The sequence below is a fragment of the Paenibacillus sp. NPDC056933 genome (assembly GCF_042674385.1).
GTDB lineage: Bacteria > Bacillota > Bacilli > Paenibacillales > Paenibacillaceae > Paenibacillus.
The window spans coordinates 221,949-245,419 of record NZ_JBHUQN010000005.1 but is presented as its reverse complement, the minus strand read 5'-3'; the positions used below and the strand labels follow the sequence as shown (position 1 = coordinate 245,419).

Below are 23,471 nucleotides of genomic sequence, written 5' to 3'. Positions count from 1 at the left end.
CTTTCATAATATACACCCAAAAGGCGAGTCACCTAAATCAAAGGAGACTCGCCTTTTTGTTTTTTTATCGATGTATGACGGTTTTTGCTTATCGCAGAATTGTCGTTGCCTTGTTGCCGGCATAATCTTCAATAACCAGCTTCAGTGAGCTGCTGCTGGACGCAGGCGTGAAGGTAAGTTCGCTCAGCTTCGTTCTGCCCCGAATGATATAAGGGAATTTCTGCGATACGTAAGTCACTCCGAATTCACGGGGTACCTCATTTTCATAGATATAAATCTTGTACCAATCCTCCAACTCAGGCAATGCGAGGGTGTACTTTCCATCCTTTACCGTGATCTTTTCCTTGGTGTATGGTGTAATCTGAGTATCTGCAAGCTGTCCGGTCATTGTCACTGGATTCTGCTTGCCAATGGCAATATTCAGCACGTAATGTTCACCATTGGTCGGAAGGCCGGACAGAATGGCAGACTGTTTTCCTTTTTTGACCTGAAGTGTCTTGGTGAAAGGTTCCTTCGCATATTCAGTTTGAAGTGTAAGCTGGATGGGTTCTTTATCGTTGTTCTTCTTCGGGTTTTTCCAATGGACAATGGCATCGCCATTGCTCTTGAATTTGACATCAATGTCCTGAACAGCTGCATTCAGATCATACGGCAGGACGGTTGCTTCACTCTCGGTACCATCTGGGCCTACAGCCCGAATGGACAGTTCACCCGTGGGTTGTTTGAGCGATTTAATATAAAATGTGGAGTCATACACACCACCGACATAGGCACCGTTCTCATACAGGTTATATTGCTTAACCTTGGAATAGTCTTCGATATCCCATTCGACAACCAACTCATCGGTGTTGGTCAGTGCTTTGGCAATATGGAATCCGGTTGGAGCATTCGGTTTGGCGGCAGAACCGTCGGAGATACGGATCTCACCAATGTTCATTTGATAATTCTCAATTGTAGTGCCATTAGGGTCGAAGGATAGACCAAAAGCTGCAATGGTCTTTCCTTGGTATGCGCTCAAATCCAGTGTAGTGGTTCTCCATTCTTCCGTATGCTGGCCTGATTCAGGCACATTAACTTTGACCACCTTGGTTGGTTCATCTTCGAAGATCAGTCCAACATGCATGGACGAAGCGTCGCTGACAGACGGTTTGTTGTAAGTGAGTTCCAGTTTGGATTGTGCATTGATGGACAGATCCGTCTTGTACAGTCGCAGGAAATTGTCCGCATTCAGACGCCCGTTCACGACCAGAGAGCTGCCGCCGTTGAATGCACCAATGGAATCGTAAGTATAGCGAGCACCTTTTTCATAGGTTGGACCATAGTCAAAATCAACCGTCAGCTTGTCACCTTGGCTATCCATCCACCATTGCCAGGTGACCGGGATATCCTGAATATTGATATTGGACCATTCGGATTCATTGGAAACCGTGCCGTCTTCATAATATTTCAGCCCATGGCCTGTATTGAAGTTGGTCACAAAATTGGAGCCATGAATGACAGAGCGTTCGGTAAGATAAGCGGCGATGCCGTCCCACTTTGCACCGGAAGCATACACATCGGACAGATCGGCGGATGATGTACGGCGTGCGTTGGTTGGGTCCTGATTCGGACCTGACCACCAGGCGCGGTCGCGCACAAAGGTCATCCACTGGTACTTATCTTCGGCTCTATGATTGGTGCTGCCGTCGCCCATCTCTTCATCCAGGGCATTATGGGTAAAGTCGGCACCTAGCGTTGCAATACTGTTCATCGGCTGGCCATTCTCGTCCAGATTGTTGCGCAAATCGTAGAGCTGCTTCCAGCGGCCGAACTGGTCATTCCCACCTTCGATACCGGCAAATACCGTTTCCAGTGGATCGAGTCCCAGGCTAACGGCATGATCGCGAGAATCGCGCAGCATGTCATGGTTCCACACGTAATTCAGGAAAATCGAATCCGAGACTCTGCCTAGTGCAGAATCCTGCACAAATGGGCTGTTGAGTCCGTTAAACTGGTTCTGGTATTGAATCCTGCCCGTTGTATTGATGGTGGAATCATACCACTGAACATATAATCCTTCGTCTCTGAGATATTTCATGAATTTCTTATAGGAGAGGATATCTTCAGGGGCAACGCCTTTGGCGACTTCTTCCTGATTGAAGAAATATCCGTCGTAGTTATAATATTTCGCCATTTCAACCAGCTTTGCAGCAACAGGGAAATTTCCGTCTTCATCCTGCACAAGCATCTGTTTGTAAGTTTGGGGTCCGCGGTCGTTATCGGAGAAGAAGATATTAGCAATGGACCGGACGCCATTTTTGTGTGCTGCATTGGTATAGGCCGGATTGGGAATATTCAAAATGCCAAACTCGAAGTATTTTTCTGTCCAGTCCTTATTTGGATCGTACAATTCTTCGGGTACGCCCGCAGAAGCCATGCCATGCCAATAGCTGTAATAGTCTGTATACTGCCAATAATTAAAGAGGTACTGACTGAACTCGTTCGTGTAAGGGGTACTATCGAAGAAGGCATTACCATAATCGCCACTCATGGTAAACAGCTGGGTGTCGGGGTTGAGTTCGGGATAAGCTTGCGTTGCAGCAAATGCATCATTGCGAGGTTGCAAAGGTACATGGGCACGAAGCAGATCACCATGGATATCACTTTCGGGTGTCCAATTCTGAATCTGGGCAGCGGTGTAGCCATGCTGATAGGGCTGGTTCACCCCTTTGGCACTTTCACCTGTGTAAGGGAGTGTGTCTCCTGCATAAGCAGATGAGGCGATGACTTGTCCAAGCAGAGCTGACGTGAGCACCATTGCAGTTACCTTGGGAATGAAGCCTTTGGGTTTGGGTTTGCGTGTCATGTTGTTCCTCCTTCGAGTCGAATGAATGTAAGGTATTCTTTTACACAAAACTTAACTTATGGTTAACGATAGTGTATGAAAGCATTTTCAAATAGGGTGAAATTAAAGAAACACAGGTATAAACTAAAGAAAAGTTCCAGGTGACAAGTTAATGTCAGAAGGCAGATGATATAATTTAGACATGAAATCAGCAGCGGGGGGAACTTGCGATTTGAAAATTGTTAGCGTTTACAAAAATTTCTTCAAAAATAATATGTTTATGAAGATGCTGTTCATCTTCTCCATGATTTCGATTGTAACGATTATTACTTTGTCTTATATCATCTTCCTGTCCGTATCCGACGCAACGATTCGCCGAGAACTGGCGATCCAGAAAGCGGCGATGGAAAGTGTCGACCGTTATATTCACCAGCAGTATGAATCGGTACAGAACATGGTGAGGGACATGCATCAGAATGAGGCGTTGTCAGCCAATATTACCTATCTCATGAATCACACGTACGCCGAATATGTGCAGCATCTGACGAATGGGTATTACGCGAATCAGGATGATTATTCTGCTGACGTATTGAAGCATTTTCAGAACATCATGGATCGCAATTCGGATATCAATCAAGTGATGTTATATAGTGCAGAGCAACAGGATCTATCTACCTTCAATCAGCATAAGCAATTCAGGAAGCTGGACACCAATGTGGCTCATTCCTATATTCCTGACGTGATGGCGATGGAGACTCCAAATATCAGCGCGCCAAACTATTGGATACGCAAAGAAATAAATCAATGGGACCCGGCGCTGTATGCGATTCGTGTGCCCATCAACAATACACAGACCCTTCGAAATTTGGGACAGTTCCTCGTTTTCTTTGACTCTGCGGGCATTGGCAATGCTCTCGACAGTTATGAAAGTAACCTTAAGGGAGAAATTGTGGTGCTATCAGCCAAGGGCACGGTATTGTTCGACTCCAACAACAACTATTACGGGAAGCAATATCCCTATGTGAATGTGGCCGATTCATTGTTTGACCAGACCGACATGGATTCGATGAAAAAGGAGCGGAACATGTATGTGAACAAGTTTGTCTCGGCGGATCAGGGATATGTGGTTGTTGGCACGGTTCCTGTGGATGAGATGGCTGAAGCCTACGCGGGTACACGCAATACAATCGTTTCGATTAGCATCATATGTATCCTGTTTGCCGTATTGGTTCCGGCGTTTTTCATTATTAATTTTGCTAAACGCACCCGCCGAATCATTCGTTTCACCCAAAGGGTGAAATACGGCAATCTGACAGCACGCATCGATGATACCCGTGATGATGAGCTGGGACAGATCTCGCACAGCTTTAACGATATGCTGGATGAACTTAATCAGTATATTGAACGGGTCTACAAAGCCGAGATTAAACAAAAGGAGACAGAACTAGTTGCACTTCAGGCTCGAATTAATCCCCACTTTCTCTATAACACCCTTGAGGTTATTCGGATGAGGGCGATTTCGCAGGGAGCGAAGGATGTCGGTGAGATGATCTACAGTTTATCCGTGTTATTCAAGAGCCTCGTTCAGCAAAAGAAAAACTATACACTGAAGGATGAGATGGAAGCTTGCCGTTTATATCTGGAGTTGTTCCGGATTCGCTATAAGGATATTTTCATGTATACAATTCAGTTGGACCCTGAACATAACCAACATCCGGTGGTCAAGCTATCCCTGCAACCGATTATTGAAAATTATGTGGTGCATGGCATTCAAACGGAACGTTCCGATAACCAATTATCGATTGTTGTTGAAGAGTTGGACGACGTATTACAGGTAGAGGTTAGAGATAACGGCAAAGGCATTGATCCTGCGCGCCTGACAGAGATTCTTGAAGAACTGGAACGCCCGGAAGAATCGGGCCAGATGTTCGGACTCCGCAGTGTCCACACCCGTTTACGTTTCTTATACGGACCGGAATTCGGCATCACGATCGAGAGTACACTCGGAGAAGGAACCCTGATCAGGGTTCGTTATCCTCATATAGAAGGGACAGGTGTTTAATATGTACAAGGTATTTATTGTGGATGATGAACCGTTCATCATTGAAGGATTGTACGATATTCTGGATTGGTCATCATTCGAAATGGAAATTGTAAGCCATGCCGGTAATGGACAGGCTGCATTAAATGCCCTGTCGTCACAGCCCGTGGACATTCTGATCACAGACATATCCATGCCAATCATGAATGGTCTGGATCTGATTCGGGAAGCGAGGCGATTGCAGCCAGATATCAAGGTTATTATTCTGAGTGGTTTCAATGAGTTTGAATATCTGAAAGAGGGCATGCAGCTGGGCATCGAAAATTATCTGCTCAAACCGATCAATGTGGAAGAGCTTGAATCGACGCTCCGCAATACGACTGCAAAGCTGGATCATGCGTTGTCTCCTCAAACAGATGATGCTTACGGTGTTCAGATTCTGAAAGACAACATCCTTCACCGATGGCTGACAGGACAGATTGCACCCAGAGAATTTGAGGAACGCGCGCTGTTCATGAACCTTTCGTTGGACGCACCTGACGTTGCAGTGGCTATCCTGCGCGCAAAAGGGGAGGAATTCGGCATGTTCGAGCGAGTGGAGAGTATGCTGAAAGGAAAGTCATATCTGAATGTATTCCATGATATCGATGGTGATATTGTCATCGTTGCCAATGTGCACGCAGGTGAGGACGAGGAGCAAAAGTTTATGGATTGCCTTCAGCTGCTATCGACTGCGCTATCGGAGACACATCCTGCGGTTGTGATTGGGGCAGGAAGTATGATGAAGGGACTTCACAATGCGCCGGCAAGTTATCAAGAGGCAAAAAAGGCGCTCCAGTATGTCATGATCTATCCCGACCTTAAAGTAATTGACCATGCCATATTGGAAAAGGGCGGGGATTCCACTTCTTCCTTCTCCATCGATTGGAAGGAGTATGCCAAGCTTATTCTGTCCCGCAATTCAGAGATGCTTACCGAGAGAATTCGGGCAGATCTAGAACAGCGTCGCGATGGGGTTACGCCCGCCGAATTACAGAACATTGCACTGGAAGTGGTCATTCGTTTCAAGATGGAATTGGAGGGCATTAAACATACCGATGAGTCTGCTATTTTCCAACAAGGGCTTCGTCTTGTATTGGATAGCGGCACCTTTGATGAACTTGTACAGGCATTGCAGCAGGTTGGTACGGAGACGATTCAGTCCCTGCTTCAGGATTTGAAGAATCCGATCGTCAACCAGGTGCTTCAGCATATTGACAAACATTACGCAGAAGAGCTTTCCCTGAAGCTGCTGGGGGCTCACTATCATCTTCATCCGGTATATTTGGGACAACTGTTCCATAAGGAGACGGGCGAGACTTTTGCCGAATATATCAATAAATACCGGATTGAACGTGCCAAGGAACAGCTGCGCAATTCGAATCTGAAAGTACATGAAATCGCAAGGAATGTGGGGTACTGGGAGACAGGCTATTTCTATAAACAGTTCCGTAAATATGTGGGGATTTCACCCACCGATTTTAAGGTTTTTGGTTAATTTTCGATGGAATACAGACTGGAACAGCAGACAGAAATGGATGAGGCATTCTGGAAACATGAGGGCATGCTATCACGTTGGTGCCAAATGTTACTCAGGATGTCTTTCTCATGTAAGCGATTTATTCAAATCGGTACAAATTAATGAACCGGTACTGATTTCTCTTTAATTTGTACCTCGAAATATTAAGTTTATCTTCTTTTTGAAAATGCTTTCATTCGGTAAGGTTAAAGCAGTTAGATTGTAGAGCTTAAGGGAACACGAAAAAGGGAGGATCAAGGAAATGAGTAAACAAAGAAAAAGTTTTTCTCTCGTTCTAGCACTTTTGATGGCGGTTACAGTTGTTCTTAGTGCCTGTGGAGGAAGCAAGGAAGCTTCAGAATCAGGGGGAGCAGGAGAAGACGCTGTCGAGCTGATCTGGTACACCATCGGTACCCCTCAGAAAGATGTCAATAAAGTGATGGAAGAAGTCAGCAAGTACACCAAGGAAAAAATCAATGCCACGGTAACGATGAAAATGGTTGACTGGGGTGACTATCCGCAAAAGATGCAAGTTAATGTAGCATCCGGCGAGCCAATGGACATCCTATTCACCTCATCCGGCGGATTTGACTATGTTCAAAATGCAAGAAAGGGTGCATTCCTGGAGCTGGATGACTTGCTCGCGAAACACGGTCAGGATCTCACCAAGACCATTGATCCTGCATTCCTGAGCGGTTCCAAGGTAGACGGACACAACTACGGTATTCCGGCCAACAAGGAGCTGCCTCAACAAGAGGTATGGCGTTTTAACAAAACGTTGCTTGATAAATACAAAATGGACATCTCCAATGTTCGTACGTTAGACAGTCTGGAGCCTTTGCTCAAAACAATCAAGGAAAATGAGCCAAGTGTGACTCCATTTGGAATGGATAAAAACTTTGTTCCTTATGTTCCTTATGACTATGTCATTCAGAATTTGCCAATGGCAGTCAAACTGGATACCACGGATTATAAAATTGTGAACATTCTGGAGACTCCGGAAATGAAAGAAGCACTCACAACGATGCACAAATACTACAAAGCTGGTTATGTATCGCCAGAGGCAGCAACAACAGGATCTACCAATGACCTGACTACATCAGGCAACTGGTTCCTGGATCGTGCACAGACACAACCACTCGCGGACAACCAATGGTCGGCAAGTTACGGATATCCGGTGGTGTCCACACCAGCGAGTGACGCGATCATCACCAACACGTCTGTACAAGGTTCAATCATGGCCATCTCGGCCAACTCTGAATATCCGGAAAAAGCAATGGAGTTCCTGAACTTGCTGAATACAGATCCAGTGCTGCGCAATATGGTCGATTCAGGTATTGAGGGCGTTCACTACAAAAAAGTGGATGATACGCACATGGAAAATCTGGCTGAATCCAAGAACTACGATATGCCTTCGTACTCTCTCGGTAACAACATGTTATTGTATCTGAACAACAATGACCCGGATAACAAATGGGATGAGTTCAAGAAGTTTAATGCAGAGGGTGTAAATTCCCCAATTTTGAGCTTTAACTTTGATTCAAGTAACGTGTCCTCTGAACTGACAGCAGTGCAGAATGTCAAAGAGCAATACTGGGCCGCATTGATGACAGGTACGCTGGACCCGGAGACCAATTTGGAGCAAGTGATTGAGAAGTTCAATCAAGCCGGACTTGAAAAAGTGATGGCTGAAGCCCAAACCCAGCTTGATGCCTGGAGAGCGGCAAATAAGTAAGGGTAAATTCAGGGATCGGGCCGCTGCTTGTTGCGCCCGATCCTTTTTCATTCAAGCCTGAAGGAGGATCTCCATATGACGTCATTTTTGAAAAATTTGATTAGAAACCGAGTCATGCTGTTCATGGTGCTGCCAGGCGCCATCTGGTTCTTCTTCTTCTCCTACCTGCCATTGGTGGGCACAGTAGCAGCATTCAAGCAATATCGCTTCAGCCGCGAAGGCTTCTGGGCAAGTCTGATGAAGAGTGAATGGGTAGGTTGGGATAACTTCAAATTCCTGTTCAGCACCAACGATGCTTGGCTCATTACTCGAAATACACTTTTTTATAACATTGCCATTATTGTTCTGGGGCTGGTATTCGCTGTAGGTTTGGCAATTCTGCTCTCGGAGCTGATTAATAAACGATTGGCCAAATTGTATCAGACAGGTATGTTCCTGCCGTATTTTCTGTCTTGGGTTATTGTCGGTTACTTCGCGTTCAGCTTCCTGAGCATGGACCGGGGGATGTTGAACCAAATTATTGGATGGTTCGGCGTGGAACCCATTCAGTGGTATTCGGAAGCAAAGTATTGGCCGTATATCCTGGTGTTCGTAGCTTTGTGGAAAAGCATCGGGTACAACAGCATTGTCTATCTCGCTTCCATCCTGGGGATTGATCGGTCGCTGTATGAGGCAGCGATGATCGATGGTGCAAACAAATGGCAGCAGATTCGCAATATAACGATTCCATTGTTATCACCCATCATCATTATTATGACCTTGCTGGCCGTTGGTCGTATCTTCTATGCCGACTTTGGTCTCTTCTATCAGGTTCCAAGGGATTCAGGTACGTTGTATTCTGTCACGAATGTTATTGATACGTATGTGTATCGTGGCTTGAAAACAAGCGGTGAGATTGGCATGAGTACAGCTGCCGGATTGTATCAATCCGTTGTGGGCTTTGTACTTGTTATCATTTCCAACTATGTTGTACGCAAAATCGATAAAGATAGCAGCCTATTCTAGGATAAGGGAAAGGAGTGAACCACTGTGGCTCAACTTGTAAAAAAACGCGACTTCCATCATGTATCCAGCGGCTGGAACGTAATTATGAACATCATAGCCGGACTATTCGCTTTGATTTGTGTTTTTCCTTTTGTATTTGTGGTCATCATCTCGTTCACGGACGAGAAGGTACTGGCCCGTGACGGGTACCGACTCATTCCGGCGGAGTGGAGTCTCGCAGCCTATCAGTTTGTCTGGCAGAGTGGAGACACGCTGCTGCGTGCGTACGGGGTAACTATTTTGGTCACGGTACTGGGTACCATCGTCAGTTTAATTCTAATGTCATTGTATGCTTACGCGATTTCCCGCAAGAGCTTCCGTTATCGGAGATTTTTCTCCATATTTGCCATCCTGACCATGTTGTTCAACGGCGGGATGATTCCGACCTATATGGTCGTATCCCAGCTTCTTGGATTGAAAGATACCTTATGGGCATTGATCCTGCCACTCGCAATGAATGCCTTCTATATCATGATCCTGCGTACGTTCTATTCGACCAGTGTACCGGATGCGGTCATTGAATCGGCGAAAATTGATGGAGCCGGAGAATTTTATACGTTTCTCAAAATTGTCATTCCATTATCTCTGCCGGGGCTGGCGACGATCGGATTGTTCAGTACGCTCGGCTACTGGAACGATTGGTTTAATGCGCTGTTATATATCGATAATCCCAACCTCGTACCGCTGCAATCCATGCTGATGCGGATCGAGTCCAGCATCCAGTTCATCCAGCAGAACTCGGCGAACAGCTCGATGAGTCTGGCGGCGATGCAATCCATCCCGCAGGATACTTCACGGATGGCGATGGTGGTTCTCGCCACGTTGCCGATTATTTTCGCTTATCCGTTCTTCCAGCGTTACTTTGTACAGGGACTGACAGTCGGAGCCGTCAAAGAATAACCAAATCACTTCTACAGATGGAGGCATCGAAGGATGATGATATATAAGGATAAGAGCAAATCCGTGGAAGAGCGAGTAGAACATCTGCTGAGCTTAATGACCACGGAGGAGAAGGCGGGTCAACTCATCCAGCCGTTTGGCTGGCAGACCTATACGAATGATCAGGGGAACATTACGCTGAATGAATCCTTTAAAGAACAAGTGGAAAACGGAGGCGTAGGCTCTCTGTACGGTGCGCTTCGTGCAGATCCATGGACGGGTGTTACGCTTGAAAATGGACTGTCTGCCAGAGAAGGGGCAGAGGCCGTAAACCTGATTCAGCATCATGCTGTGGAGCATTCCAGACTGGGGATTCCCATTCTGATCGGAGAGGAATGCTCACACGGACATATGGCGATTGACGGTACGGTCTATCCGGTTCCCCTGCTCTTGGGAAGTACATGGAATGTGGATCTGTACCGTGATATGTGCCGGGCGGTTGCTCGTGAGACGCGTGCTCAAGGCGGTGCGGTAACGTATTCTCCGGTACTGGATGTTGTACGTGATCCACGTTGGGGGCGTACCGAGGAATGCTTTGGTGAAGACCCATATCTCATTGGTGAGCTGGCTGTTGCTTCCGTACAGGGACTTCAGGGCGAGCGTCTGGACCAAGAGGATGCGGTAGCGGCTACACTGAAACATTTTGTCGGTTATGGCAGCTCGGAAGGTGGACGCAATGCGGGACCGGTACACATGGGCTGGCGTGAGCTGCTGGAAGTAGACCTGTATCCGTTCCGCAAAGCGGTTGAAGCAGGCGCTCAATCCATTATGCCGGCCTATAATGAAATCGACGGTATCCCGTGTACCGTTAATACGGAACTGCTGGATGATGTTCTGCGTAAAGAATGGGGCTTTGACGGTCTGGTCATTACGGACTGCGGTGCCATCAACATGCTCGCAAGTGGGCATGATGTGGCGGCAGATGGACTGGAAGCATCCGTGCAGGCCATTCAGGCAGGTATTGATATGGAGATGTCCGGTGAGATGTTTGGACAATATCTGGTACAGGCGATCTCGGAAGGAAAGCTTGAGATGCATGTACTGGATCAGGCTGTTCGCCGCGTGCTGTCGCTCAAGTTTAAGCTGGGACTGTTCGAGCAGCCTTATGTGGATGCTGATCGCGCGGCAGAAGTCATTGGCAGTGCAGAGCATATTCAGCTGGCACGTCAATTGGCAGCGGAAGGCGTGATCTTGCTCAAAAATGAAGCGGCAACGCTGCCTCTGTCAACGGCAACAACGGGCCGGATTGCTGTCATTGGTCCTAATGCAGACCAAGCCTATAACCAGTTGGGTGATTATACATCCCCCCAACCAAAATCCAAAGTGGCTACGGTGCTGGATGGTATCCGCAGTAAGTTTGCCGTTAGTAACAGTGGACACGCGGGGGAAGGATCAGATGGTCGTTCGTCGAATGTTGTAGCTGAGGTGCTCTACGCACCGGGTTGCCGAATCAAGGGCGATTCAAGAGAAGGATTCGAGCATGCGATAGAAACGGCAAGGCAAGCCGATACGGTCATCATGGTCGTTGGCGGCTCGAGTGCCCGAGATTTTGGTGAAGGAACGATCGATCTGAAGACCGGTGCTTCCAATGTATCCGATAACTCATGGAATGACATGGAGTGTGGCGAAGGCATTGACCGCATGACACTGGGACTCGCCGGAGTCCAGCTCGAGCTGATTCAGGAGATTCACAAGCTTGACAAAACACTTGTCATTGTATATATCAACGGTCGGCCGATTACTGAACCTTGGGTGGATGAACATGCTGATGCCATTCTGGAAGCGTGGTATCCGGGGCAAGAAGGTGGGCATGCCATTGCAGACATTTTGTTCGGCGATGTGAATCCGTCCGGCAAACTGACAATTTCCATTCCGAAGCATGTGGGTCAATTACCGGTTTACTACAATGGTAAACGATCACGCGGCAAGCGGTATTTGGAAGAGGATCTGGAGCCTCGCTATCCATTCGGATACGGGCTTAGCTATACTACTTTTGAATACAGCGAGCCAAAGCTGAGTACGGAATCGATGACAGCAGACGAGACGGTTACCGTATCGGTGAAGGTCACCAATACGGGGTCTTGCAGAGGTGCAGAAGTCATTCAGATGTATGTATCCGATGTGGTTAGCCGAGTGGCTCGTCCAGCCAAGGAGCTGAAGGGATTTGTGAAAGTGAATTTGGAGCCTGGAGAGACGCAGACTGTAACCTTCCATATTGGAGCAGAGCAGCTGCAATATATCGGCCGTGATCTCACGCCTGTCATTGAATCCGGTAAGTTCCATATTCATATCGGAAGACATGTAAATGATACGCAGTTCGCCGAGCTAACGGTAGAGGAGGCGTAAGGAAATGGAACGCATCAGACGATTTATTCGCGAGTTGTCCGAACGTCAGTGGCTGGAGCAAATGGAGCTGCGTAGTTGGGACATCACCCGTACTTATTATAAAGTGCCAGGACAGTATGAGGATCAGAAGGCTTATCCAGAAGGAGAAGGGTTGAATCGTTTCCCGAGTGAACAGGGAACGACCTATTTCTTCCGTACACGTCTGGAAGTGCCCGCCTCCTGGCAGCAGGAACCATACGGTCTTGTTTTTGAATCCGGTGGGGAAGGTTTGCTGCGGGTCAATGGACATTCCTATCAGGGCCTGGATCGAAATCATACGTATGTAACACTCGACCCTTCCCGAATCGGGACTCAGCCCGATCTTGAGATTGAGCTATTCGATCCGGTACCCGAGCCTGTAGATCCATTGAATCAGCAAGCGGTTATTCAGCCACCGATTACATCAATCCGCAGTTTGCTGGTGCGGCCGAATGAACCTGTCCGCAGCCTGATGTACACGGTCACCATTGTACGCGATTCCGCAGTGCTGATCCCGGAAAGTGATTTCCGCCGTGTACGCCTGCTGGAAGCGATCTATCGGGCGATGGATCAATTTGTAGGTCTGACAGAAGAAGCAGTCAAGCAAGGGGAAGGCATCCGCACCATCGAAGAAAACCTGATTCGTGAGGTAAGAGAAATCGGTGGTAACGCCGAAGGTTTGGAGCATATGGTGGGACAATCGCACATCGACATTGCCTGGTTGTGGCCTGTACGTGAGACGGTGCGCAAGACGAGTCGTACATTCTCCACGGTGGATGCACTGATGAATGAATATCCCGATTATGTTTATTCCCAGAGCCAGCCTTTGCTGTATGCTTTTCTGAAGGAGCATGATCCAGAACTGTATGAACGGGTGAAGAAGCGCATTGCCGAAGGACGCTGGGAACTCGTTGGCGGTATGTGGGTTGAGCCGGATCTGAACATTCCGAGCGGGGAATCCCTGATTCGTCAGATGTTATATGGTCAGCGCTTTTATATGGAGGAGTTCGGCAAAACATCACAGATTGAATGGCTGCCAGATACATTTGGTTATTGTGCGTCTCTGCCCCAGATTTTGAAGCATGGCAATGTCGAGTACTTCATGACGACCAAGCTCGGATGGAATGATACGAATGTGTTTCCATATGATCTTTTTCACTGGGTGGGCATTGATGGCACGGCGATCCTTTCCTATCTCAATCATGGTGTTAACGAGCATACGCTGCCGAAGGATATTCATGATCATTGGCAGTCTTACCGGGAGAAGGCAGCGCATCCGGAGCATATGCTTCTGTACGGGCATGGTGATGGCGGTGGCGGAGTAACGCGTGAGATGCTGGAGTATGTGGATCGTTCGGAGTTGATGGTTGGACAACCGAGGAATGGCTATAGTACCGCCGGAGCTTTTTTTGCCGGAATCGAGAAGGCCCAGCCTGATCTTCCGAAGTGGCATGGCGACTTGTATCTGGAGCTTCACCGGGGCACCTATACGACCCATGGTCGCAATAAGCGCAACAACCGGAAGGCCGAGGTGCTTTATCGGGAAGCTGAATTGTGGAATACCCTTGCACTATCGAATATGGAGGCAGAGCAGGAAGCGGAAATACGCTCTTCCCTGCATGATGGCTGGAAGCTGATTTTGCTGAATCAATTCCATGATATTATTCCAGGCTCGGCCATTACAGAATCCTATGTAACGTCGGATGAGGAGTATGTTCGGGTATTTGAGTTGGGTAGAGCAGGACTGAATCAAGGGGTGGCCGCATTGACGAGGGGGATTAACACGCAGGGGCCAGAGGGTTCTCTACCTTATGTTGTGTTCAACAGCCTCGGCTGGAATCGAAATGCAATCGTTCAACTTCAAATGCATGATGGGTTGGACCGTTATGTAATAGATGAAAAAGGTCAGCGCTTGCGTATGGACCGGGGAGATAGCCAAATTTCGATTCTGGTGACGGATATTCCAGCGTTTGGGCATAAGACGATTTGGCTCGTACCGGAAAATGCAAGGGAAGCGAATGTACGTGAGATGGCGAGCATTGCCGGGCAAAAGAACTTTACTGATACATGGGAAACAGAGTATTACCATGTGCAGTTTAACGATCGTGGCGAGATATCCCGCTTGTGGGACAAGACAGCAGAACGTGAGGTTCTCAAGCAGGGTGAACGCGGCAATCAATTTTATTTTTTTCATGACCGTCCGACGCTCTGGGATGCTTGGGATATCGACAGCCGCTATGAGGCTCAGGTTGCTGGTGAAGTGGAGCTTGTGGAGAAGAAACTGGTTCTGGCAGGCACTACGAAGGACGTACTGCGTTTTCGGTGGAAGCTTCACCAGTCTGTGATTACACAGGATATGGTGTTCTATCATGACAATCGACGGATCGATTTCAAGACTCATGTGAGCTGGAATGAAGATCATAAATTGCTCAAAGTGGGCTTTCCGATCGATGTACTGACTTCGAAAGCAACCTATGAAATTCCATTCGGTGCATTGGAGCGTCCAACCCATCGCAATACGAGCTGGGAGCAAGCCCAGTATGAGGTGTGCGGGCATCGGTTTGCGGATGTTTCCGAGTATGGGTACGGTGTCAGTCTGCTCAATGATTGCAAATACGGATATGACGTACAGGGAAGCACAATTCGCCTCTCTTTGTTACGTGCACCGAGATGGCCTGACCGGACTGCGGATATTGGAGAACATGACTTCACCTATTCCCTGTACCCACATGAAGGCGACTGGAGAAGTGCACATACGGTACGTCAGGCAGCCGAATTGAACCATGAAGTGACTGTACAGCAAGCGGAGCCAATGCAACAGAGGGATCAAGTACAGCAGAGCGCAAGGGCGGGAGTAGATCCAGCTGAAGCTGATGTACCTGTACGTCCGGCAACCGGAACATGGATTGATTTTGATAGCAAACATGTCATTCTGGATACGGTTAAACCGGCAGAGGAAGGACGCGGTACAGTGCTCCGTTTCTATGAATCATCGGGCACACGTGAACGTGTGACGCTGCAATGGCCGCATACATTTGGACAGGCCTATCTCTCCAATGCATTGGAAGAAGCAGGCGAGCCGCTGGCCAGTACCAATGGTCAGATTACATTGTCTTTCAAACCTTACGAAATAAAAACCGTGCTGCTACGGTAACCTTTTTGAAATATTTTGAGCTATGTAAGATGAACTAAAACATGTACACGATAACGGAGAGGGCAGAACCAGATGGAGAAGCGGAGTGTTCGCCTAAAAGCTTTCTGAAAGAAAGCTACATCGGAAGCATACGCTATCCCCGGATTTTCCCTGTGGAGAAGGGAATCAAAAAAATCTGGGGATAACAGCGATCGGAAGATGGTACTGCAATCGTAGTGTCCTAGTGTACAGTTAATGGGTTTATCTTATTACGGCTACACCATTCAATTTGTTTAAGGAGTGCACTCATTCATGGAACAATTCAGACTACCCAAAATACCGATGCCACCTGTTGCATTGCCACAAGCTGTACAGGCTGTGATGGAAGAAGCGGAGCAGAAGTTGGCGCATCGTCCGAAGCTGCTACAGTTATTCAAGAACTGTTTCCCCAATACGATTGAAACGACAACGAAATTAATGGATGACGGCACGACCTTTGTCATTACCGGCGATATTCCAGCTTCCTGGCTGCGTGATTCCGTGGAGCAAGTGGTGCATTACATTCCATTTGCCAAGGAAGATCAGGACTTGCAACGCATTATCGGCGGTCTGATCAAGCGCCACATTCAGTACGTTCATATCGACCCGTATGCCAACGCCTTCAATGAGACAGCCAATGACTGGCACTGGAACACCACCGACGTGACCGAGATGTCACCTTGGGTGTGGGAGCGCAAATTCGAGATTGATTCCCTGTGCTTCGTCGTGCGTCTAGCTTATTTATATTGGAAGGAAACCGAACTGACAGATATCTTCGATTCCAGCTTCAAAGCCGCCATGCGCAAAATCGTGGATCTGTTCCGGGTGGAGCAGCATCACATGGAGCAATCACCGTACAGCTTTACCCGCAATAACGGCATTGCTACGGATTCAATTCGCAATAACGGACGAGGCATGCCCGTCAATTACACAGGCATGATCTGGTCCGGTTTCCGTTCCAGTGATGATGCATGCGATTTCCATTACAACATTCCAGGCAATATGTTTGCCGTCGTTGCCCTGCGTCAGATGCAGGAGTTCGCGGAGTGGGTATTCCGGGATATGGAGTTCCTGCAGGAGCTTAAGGATCTGGAAGCCGAAGTAGATCATGGTATTCAGCTGTACGGTATTTACCGTCATCCTGAATTTGGCCCGATCTATGCCTATGAGACGGATGGTTTCGGCAACTACTGCCTGATGGATGATGCAGGAACACCAGGACTGATGTCCATTCCTTATCTTGGCTACGTCACAGCGGATGATCCAATCTATCAGAATACGAGACGTTTTGCGCTCAGCAAAGAGAATCCGTTCTATTATGAAGGCAAAGTTGCCAAAGGAATTGGCAGCCCGCATACACCGCCGGATTACATCTGGCATATGGGTCTGTCCATGCAGGGGTTAACTGCTCAATCAGCCGAGGAGAAGCTGGAAATCATTCGGATGCTGGAAGCAACGGATGCGGATACAGGTTATATGCATGAAGGTTTCCATGCCGATGATCCGACGATTTTTACGAGAAAATGGTTTGCCTGGTCCAACAGCCTGTTCTCCCAGTTGGTCTATAAATCCATGAAGGATGGTTTGCTATGAGTAGCGCACAGGTGAAGAGAACCAAGCTGATTATTCTCTCTGATCCGGCGTTTCCGGTGGAAGGTACTTTGCCAACGCAAGGTGCTCTTGATTCGTGGAAAGCATCGGAAGAGATCATCGTTGTGGGCGCGGATGAATTGGCTTCGGCTTTGAGCAGGGCGGCTGGTGAAGGATGTTTCGTGAACCTGCATGCGCCTTATTTTCCAAAATCAGCTTGGACCGAAATTGCAGCTTTTCTTCATCAGGGCGGAAGTCTGATCAGCATTGGGGGCGCGCCATTCAAACGTCCTGTTCGTCAGGAGAATGGGACATGGATTTCCGAGTCGGAACAAACGGCGTATCACCAGGAACTTTATATTCATGAGGCGTTAAAGGTATCTGCAGCCAAAGTGGATTCACTAACATCCTCAGAAGATATTCCACTCCTTGCAGGCAAAGAGGGACTGTTCGAAAGTGCGGATACGTGGAATCTGGTACCTCATACAACCAAAACAAGCGATTTGCCACATCAGATGGGTTCCTCAGGTCCGATGAGCACGCAGATTTCTCCGCTGCTCCGCGGCCGCAGCAAGGATGGTCGCAGCATCGCAGCCCCAATCGTATTATGGGAAAACTCCCGCAGTACGTTTGCCGGTTCGCGCTGGCTGTTTGTGCATCTGCCTTTGACAGCTACCTTCTGGGGACAGAATGGAGCAGCCGAAATAGTAAACTGGGCGCAGTATTGCGCCAAAGGTGTGACCGAACTATCCCTGAAGCCGAACTATGCTTCGTATGAACTGGGTGAACGAGCTTCACTGATCCTGCAAACCCAAATTCTACAGCGTGCGGGTAGCAGAAGAAGTGAGCCGGAACTTTGGACGTTTGATCTAACAGTTGAACGGGAAGATCACACAAACGGCACGGTAGAGAAGGTATGGAATCATCAACTGGAGATGGAACTTTCCGGCGAACAGCGTTTTGAACGCATTCTTCTTCCGGTTTCAATCGAGAGCGGGCTGTACCGAATCGTGGGTCGTGTTCAGGCACCTGATGGAGAAGTTCGCATACTGCGGCAGGGCTTCTGGGGTCAGGACGCAGCCTTGTTGGCAGAAGGGGAAGTCATGACACGCAGCAGAGATTATTTTATCAAAGACGGTCGTCCGTTGCCTGTTGTTGGCATGACCTACATGACCTCTGATGTGGCACGGAAATTTCTGTTCCTTCCCAATGCGGATGTGTGGGATCGGGATATGGCACAGATGGCGAAAGCGGGCATTAACTGGATTCGGACCGGAATCTGGACTGCCTATCGCAATATGATGCAGGTGGATGGTCACATGTCCGAGGATGTACTGCGAGCGATTGATGCGTTCCTGTTAACGGCAAAACGGCATGGTCTTCAAGTGACGTTTACCTTCTTTTCTTTTACACCCGAGACGTGGGAAGGAACAAATCCGTATTTGGACCCGCAGAGCGTAGATGCACAGAAACGATTCATCCGCAGCATTGTTAGTCGTCACAGACATTCCACACATGTGGACTGGGACTTGATTAATGAACCGTCGATGTTTGATCCTGTTCGCATATTCTCCGATGGGCCGCGTTCGGCAAGAGATTTGTATGAGCAGCAGGCGTTTATCGAGTGGCTTCAGCAGAGGCATCAGACGATTGAAGCGTTGCAGGAGGCATGGAACATGTCACCTAAGCAGCTCCCGGACTTTACCGCAGCAGTCATTCCTGAACCGGAAGAGATTAACTTCGATGTACAGGACATGCACAAGGCTAAAAAAGGAACACGCTGGCTCGATTATTGTCTCTTTTCCATGGAGATGCATAATGTTTGGGCGAGAGAGCTTGTAAGCACAATCAAGGATCTTGTTCCCCATCATCTGGTTACCGTGGGGCAGGATGAAGCTCTCGGGGCACAACGGCCTTCACCGTTCTTCTATGAGCGTGAAGTGGATTATACAACGGTGCATTCCTGGTGGCTCAACGATGACCTGATCTGGGACGGTATTTTCGCCAAAACACCACATAAACCGAATCTCATTCAGGAGACAGGCATCATGTATGTGGAAACCCCGGATGGCCGGGCCAAACGTACAGAGGAAGAGCTTCACAGCATTCTGGAGCGCAAATACGCCTATGCCTTCTCAACAGGCGGTGCCGGAGCCGTGCAATGGATCTGGAATACCAACTTCTATATGGATAATGCCAATGAATCTCATATCGGCGCGCTGCGTGCGGACGGTACGGAAAAACCTGAAGCGGATGTGTCCTACGATTTTGGCCGATTCATGGAGCCAATTCGAGACCTGTTTACCGATCGTGAGCTGGAGGACGTTGCGGTAGTCTTCCCGTATTCCAACGATTTCTCGAACCGTTCCCTGGCCTACGATGCAACCACCAAATTGACCCGTGTGATGGCTTATGAGCTGAAGCAGCCATTCCGGGCTGTATCCGAGTATCATCTGGAAGCGTTGAAGCAGCAACCACCGAAGCTGATCATGGTTCCGAGTCCGCACAACATGGACAGCGATGCGTTAAGTGAACTGCTGAACTTCGCGGAGAATGAAGGAGCAACGCTGCTTATCACTGGTCCACTCGGGTTGGATGCTTATTGGAAGAGAAGTGATCGTGCAGATCATCTTGTCGGTGAGCGCAGTCTGGGCAACGTACAGCGGGAAGAACTGCTGAATATTAACGGGGTGAATTACCGCGTCACGTATGGTCGTCGCCGGATTGCCGAGGTGGCGAAGGAAACGTTGCTTCATGCAGAGAATCATACACCTGATGAAGTAGTAGTACTGCCATTAGGCAAAGGTAAGTTGATCTGGAGCCCGCTGCCGCTGGAGTTGAACGGCCGGGATGAGCCGCTGGCAGGCCTGTATCGATATGCGTTGGAAGTGGCTGGTATCAAGAATGAACTGGAATGGATATCTGGCGGTGACCTGGCGGGGATTTATGGCCGGAAGCTGAGCTTCCCTAAAGGGAATCTGTACGTATTTGTATCAGAGTTTGCTTTGGATTATGAAGTGAAAGTCAGAGATAAGCGTACGGGAGTTCAGTATACGTTCCTGTTGGAGAAAAGTCGCTCCGTGCTGTTTGCCACAGATGGTGCCGGACAGCTGCAAGCTGTGTATCGCCCGGATGAGGTAGAGATTGTACAACAAGAGGAAAAGGGGGAATAATTCAATGACCAAACCGACGAACAAATCGAAGAGAGCACATATTATTTCTCACACGCACTGGGATCGGGAATGGTATTTGCCGTATGAGAAACACCATATGCGATTGGTGCAACTGGTGGATGCTTTGCTGGATCAGCTCGATCAGGGGCCGGATTTCAAAAGCTTTTACCTGGACGGCCAGACGATCATCATCGATGACTATCTTCAGGTCAGACCTGAGCAGAAGGAACGGCTGGAGAAGCATATTCGAGATGGCCGTATTGTCATTGGGCCCTGGTATATTTTGCAGGATGCCTTCCTGACTAGTGGTGAAGCGAACGTTCGTAATATGCAGGTCGGACATCGGGATGCCAAACGATACGGAACACCTTCAAAGATCGGTTATTTTCCCGATACGTTTGGACTTGTGGGACAGACTCCACAGCTTATGCTGCAATCGGGAATCGATAATGTCTTTTTCGGGCGAGGTGTGAAGCCAACCGGCTTTAACAACACGGTGTCTGACGACGGATATGAGTCCAGTTATTCAGAGTTAATGTGGGAAGGGCCGGATGGATCGAAAGTGCTCGGTGTTTTATTTGCCAACTGGTACTCCAATGGTAATGAGGTTCCTGTGGACGAAGCTTCAGCTCGCAAGTTCTGGGAAACCAAGCTGGCTGACGCCGAGAAATATGCATCGACCAATGAATTGCTGTACATGAACGGATGTGACCATCAGCCAATTCAGAAAGATCTGCCTGAAGCCATTCGCATGGCTGAACAATTGCATCCCGAAATCGAGTTTGTTCACTCCAACTTCCCGGACTATCTGTCAGCGTTGAAAGAATCTGCGGTTCTGGAGCTGTCTGTTGTAAAAGGAGAGCTGCGCAGCCAGCGTACCGATGGCTGGGGCACCTTGGTGAACACGGCTTCCGCACGCGTTTATCTGAAACAGATGAACCAACTGGGCCAGGCCATGTTGGAAAAAGTGGCTGAGCCACTGGCTTCGTTCGCGCATCTGCTAGGTCATGCATATCCTCATGATCAGTTCACCTATGCCTGGAAAACATTAATGCAGAATCATCCGCATGACAGCATCTGTGGCTGTAGTGTAGACGAGGTGCATCGCGAAATGGTCACACGGTTTGATAAGAGCCGTCATGTTGCTGAGTCTTTAATTGAAGATAGCACCCGCCAAATCGCCGCTGCGGTCGATACTACGACATTTGAACGGTATGGCGAAGATGCGCGGCCTGTAGTCGTGTTTAATACATCGGGATGGGAGCGCAGCGGTGTGGTTCAGATGGAACTGGATGCGGCCCGTTTATACTTCCGCGAAGGTTTCTCATTGGAAGATATGGCTGCCAAAATGAACGCCATTGATCTGTCAGGTCGTATACTGGTGGATGAAGAAGGCAAGCCAGTTCCGTGTACGGTAGAGGATCTGGGTTTGCAATTCGGCTATGATCTGCCGGATGATCGATTCCGTCAGCCATACAGCTGTCGTCGGGTCAGCATTACGTTTGAAGCAGGGAACGTGCCTGCACTTGGCCTGAAGACATATGCTTTGGTTCGTATGGACAGCAATGCGATGAGTGATTCAAATGCTGTTGCTGGAGGGTCTGTGGATACCACTGCGAATTCGACTACACTGCTGCGTGGCGAGCGTGGCTTGGAAAATGAATATTTTAGCGTAAAAATTGCAGACAACGGGTCTTTTGCGCTCACGGATAAACGGACAGGCCGGACGTATAAAGATCTTGGCGTGTATGAAAATGTCGGTGATATCGGCAATGAGTACATGTTCAAGCAACCGGAGAACGAAGTGACATTGACTACGAAGGATCTTCAGGCAGAAATTCGGGTTATCGAAGATACGCCTTACAGAGCATCGTACGAAATTGTGCATCATTGGCAGATTCCAGAATCCGCCGACGAAATGCTCGATCGTGAGCAGCGGGAACTGATCTATTACCCGCATCGCAAAGCGCAACGTTCCAAACAAATGGTTACGCTCAAGATCCGAACCATTGTGTCGTTAAGCCGCAGTGGAAAAGGTGTCAAGCTCGAAACAACCTTCAACAATCAGGCGAAGGATCATCGGGTGCGGGCACTCTTCCCGACGGATCTGACAGCGGCTGTTCACCACGTTGACTCGATGTTCGAAATTGCTACTCGCGATAATACGCCTGCACCGGAATGGCAAAATCCGAGCAATACCCAGCATCAGCAAAGTTTTGTGGATGTGAGCGAAGATCAGGCTGGATTGGTTGTAGCCAACCTGGGTCTGAATGAATATGAGGTTCTTGAGGATGGACGGAATACGATTGCCGTAACACTTCTTCGCGCCGTGGGAGAGCTTGGAGACTGGGGATTGTTCCCGACACCGGAAGCTCAGTGTCTCGGCGAGCATTCTTTCCAGCTGGAGATTATCCCTCATGATGGGAACGGGGCAACATCTGGAGCCTACATTGAAGCTTACCAGTTCCAGATTCCTTGGACGTTGACTCAGACAAACGTTCATCCGGGTTTCCTGACGCCGAGTCACACACCGTTTGAGTGGCAAGGGGACGGCTTGGCTTTTTCCTCACTGAAAGTGAATGAGGATTCAGGCGATCTGATGATGCGTTGGTACAATATGAGGTCTGATACAACCGAGCTGAAGCTTGCTGCTTCTGAGTCCATCCCGCAAGCATTGGAAGATGCATATCAAAGCAACATTCTGGAGGAGGAGACAGGGAAGCTGAATTCTTCTATTGTAAATGAATCTTCCACCGCCTTGATCCGCAAGGAATGGGCTTTACAGGCTGGGCCTTGTGAGATTGTTACCGTGGGATTGCGTCGTTAATTTTGCAAATGTGAACGGATCAACTCTTTGATTGGCCCTACCTGAAGTTATGTGTACTGTCATGGAATGGATAATGCTATTTCCAGCTGAAAATGTTGAGTTATTCCTCAAGTTTATATAGAATGAACAGTAGAATTACAAGCGATCGAAGGTTACCCTGCCATCATGAGGGTCATCGTAAATTTCAATTGTTCATTCTATATT

General features: G+C 48.3%; 11 protein-coding genes. 10 read left to right on the top strand and 1 reads right to left on the bottom strand.

Annotation, left to right across the window (positions count from 1 at the left end):
- Positions 1 to 88: 88 nt before the first annotated feature.
- Positions 89 to 2,845: an endo-beta-N-acetylglucosaminidase gene (locus ACFTRD_RS27515; RefSeq protein ID WP_379385603.1), complete on the bottom strand. Its 2,757-nt coding sequence runs from the start codon at positions 2,843 to 2,845 to the stop codon at positions 89 to 91.
- 211 nt (positions 2,846 to 3,056) lie between these two features.
- Here ACFTRD_RS27515 and ACFTRD_RS27510 point away from each other — a divergent pair, with 211 nt between their 5' ends.
- The 10 genes from ACFTRD_RS27510 to ACFTRD_RS27465 all read left to right on the top strand — a co-directional run bounded on the left by ACFTRD_RS27510 (position 3,057) and on the right by ACFTRD_RS27465 (position 23,267).
- Entirely contained in the window at positions 3,057 to 4,886 is a 1,830-nt protein-coding gene (locus ACFTRD_RS27510) for a sensor histidine kinase (RefSeq protein ID WP_379385601.1), read from the top strand.
- 1 nt (position 4,887) lies between these two features.
- Positions 4,888 to 6,402 carry a response regulator gene (locus tag ACFTRD_RS27505; RefSeq protein ID WP_379385599.1) on the top strand — a complete coding sequence of 505 codons (1,515 nt, stop codon included), beginning with the start codon at positions 4,888 to 4,890 and terminating at the stop codon, positions 6,400 to 6,402.
- 283 nt (positions 6,403 to 6,685) lie between these two features.
- Positions 6,686 to 8,158 carry an ABC transporter substrate-binding protein gene (locus ACFTRD_RS27500; RefSeq protein WP_192270560.1) on the top strand — a complete coding sequence of 491 codons (1,473 nt, stop codon included), beginning with the start codon at positions 6,686 to 6,688 and terminating at the stop codon, positions 8,156 to 8,158.
- 75 nt (positions 8,159 to 8,233) lie between these two features.
- Entirely contained in the window at positions 8,234 to 9,163 is a 930-nt protein-coding gene (locus ACFTRD_RS27495) for an ABC transporter permease (RefSeq protein WP_379385596.1), read from the top strand.
- 84 nt (positions 9,164 to 9,247) lie between these two features.
- Positions 9,248 to 10,102, top strand: coding sequence for a carbohydrate ABC transporter permease (locus ACFTRD_RS27490; protein ID WP_245683632.1), 855 nt, complete (start codon positions 9,248 to 9,250; stop codon positions 10,100 to 10,102).
- 33 nt (positions 10,103 to 10,135) lie between these two features.
- Positions 10,136 to 12,487: a glycoside hydrolase family 3 N-terminal domain-containing protein gene (locus tag ACFTRD_RS27485; RefSeq protein WP_379385594.1), complete on the top strand. Its 2,352-nt coding sequence runs from the start codon at positions 10,136 to 10,138 to the stop codon at positions 12,485 to 12,487.
- Positions 12,488 to 12,491: 4 nt separating this feature from the next.
- Complete coding sequence (locus tag ACFTRD_RS27480) at positions 12,492 to 15,659, top strand: alpha-mannosidase (RefSeq protein ID WP_379385592.1); 3,168 nt, start codon at positions 12,492 to 12,494, stop codon at positions 15,657 to 15,659.
- A 291-nt stretch (positions 15,660 to 15,950) separates the two neighbouring features.
- Positions 15,951 to 17,270, top strand: coding sequence for a glycoside hydrolase family 125 protein (locus tag ACFTRD_RS27475; RefSeq protein ID WP_062324108.1), 1,320 nt, complete (start codon positions 15,951 to 15,953; stop codon positions 17,268 to 17,270).
- A complete protein-coding gene (locus ACFTRD_RS27470) occupies positions 17,267 to 20,440 on the top strand; it encodes a beta-galactosidase (RefSeq protein ID WP_379385590.1) in 3,174 nt (1,057 codons plus the stop codon). The genes ACFTRD_RS27475 and ACFTRD_RS27470 overlap by 4 nt, the downstream gene beginning before the upstream one ends.
- Positions 20,441 to 20,444: 4 nt before the next feature.
- The gene (locus ACFTRD_RS27465) at positions 20,445 to 23,267 is read left to right on the top strand and encodes an alpha-mannosidase (protein ID WP_379385588.1); all 2,823 of its coding nucleotides are present in this window, start codon (positions 20,445 to 20,447) and stop codon (positions 23,265 to 23,267) included.
- The last annotated feature ends 204 nt before the right edge of the window (positions 23,268 to 23,471 follow it).

Bases quoted from the DNA above. Each gene is read 5' to 3' on its own strand.
- ACFTRD_RS27515 (WP_379385603.1), bottom strand. From the start codon at position 2,845: ATGACACGCAAACCCAAACCCAAAGGCTTCATTCCCAAGGTAACTGCA.
- ACFTRD_RS27505 (WP_379385599.1), top strand. From the start codon at position 4,888: ATGTACAAGGTATTTATTGTGGATGATGAACCGTTCATCATTGAAGGA.
- ACFTRD_RS27500 (WP_192270560.1), top strand. From the start codon at position 6,686: ATGAGTAAACAAAGAAAAAGTTTTTCTCTCGTTCTAGCACTTTTGATG.
- ACFTRD_RS27495 (WP_379385596.1), top strand. From the start codon at position 8,234: ATGACGTCATTTTTGAAAAATTTGATTAGAAACCGAGTCATGCTGTTC.
- ACFTRD_RS27490 (WP_245683632.1), top strand. From the start codon at position 9,248: ATGAACATCATAGCCGGACTATTCGCTTTGATTTGTGTTTTTCCTTTT.
- ACFTRD_RS27485 (WP_379385594.1), top strand. From the start codon at position 10,136: ATGATGATATATAAGGATAAGAGCAAATCCGTGGAAGAGCGAGTAGAA.
- ACFTRD_RS27480 (WP_379385592.1), top strand. From the start codon at position 12,492: ATGGAACGCATCAGACGATTTATTCGCGAGTTGTCCGAACGTCAGTGG.
- ACFTRD_RS27475 (WP_062324108.1), top strand. From the start codon at position 15,951: ATGGAACAATTCAGACTACCCAAAATACCGATGCCACCTGTTGCATTG.
- ACFTRD_RS27470 (WP_379385590.1), top strand. From the start codon at position 17,267: ATGAGTAGCGCACAGGTGAAGAGAACCAAGCTGATTATTCTCTCTGAT.
- ACFTRD_RS27465 (WP_379385588.1), top strand. From the start codon at position 20,445: ATGACCAAACCGACGAACAAATCGAAGAGAGCACATATTATTTCTCAC.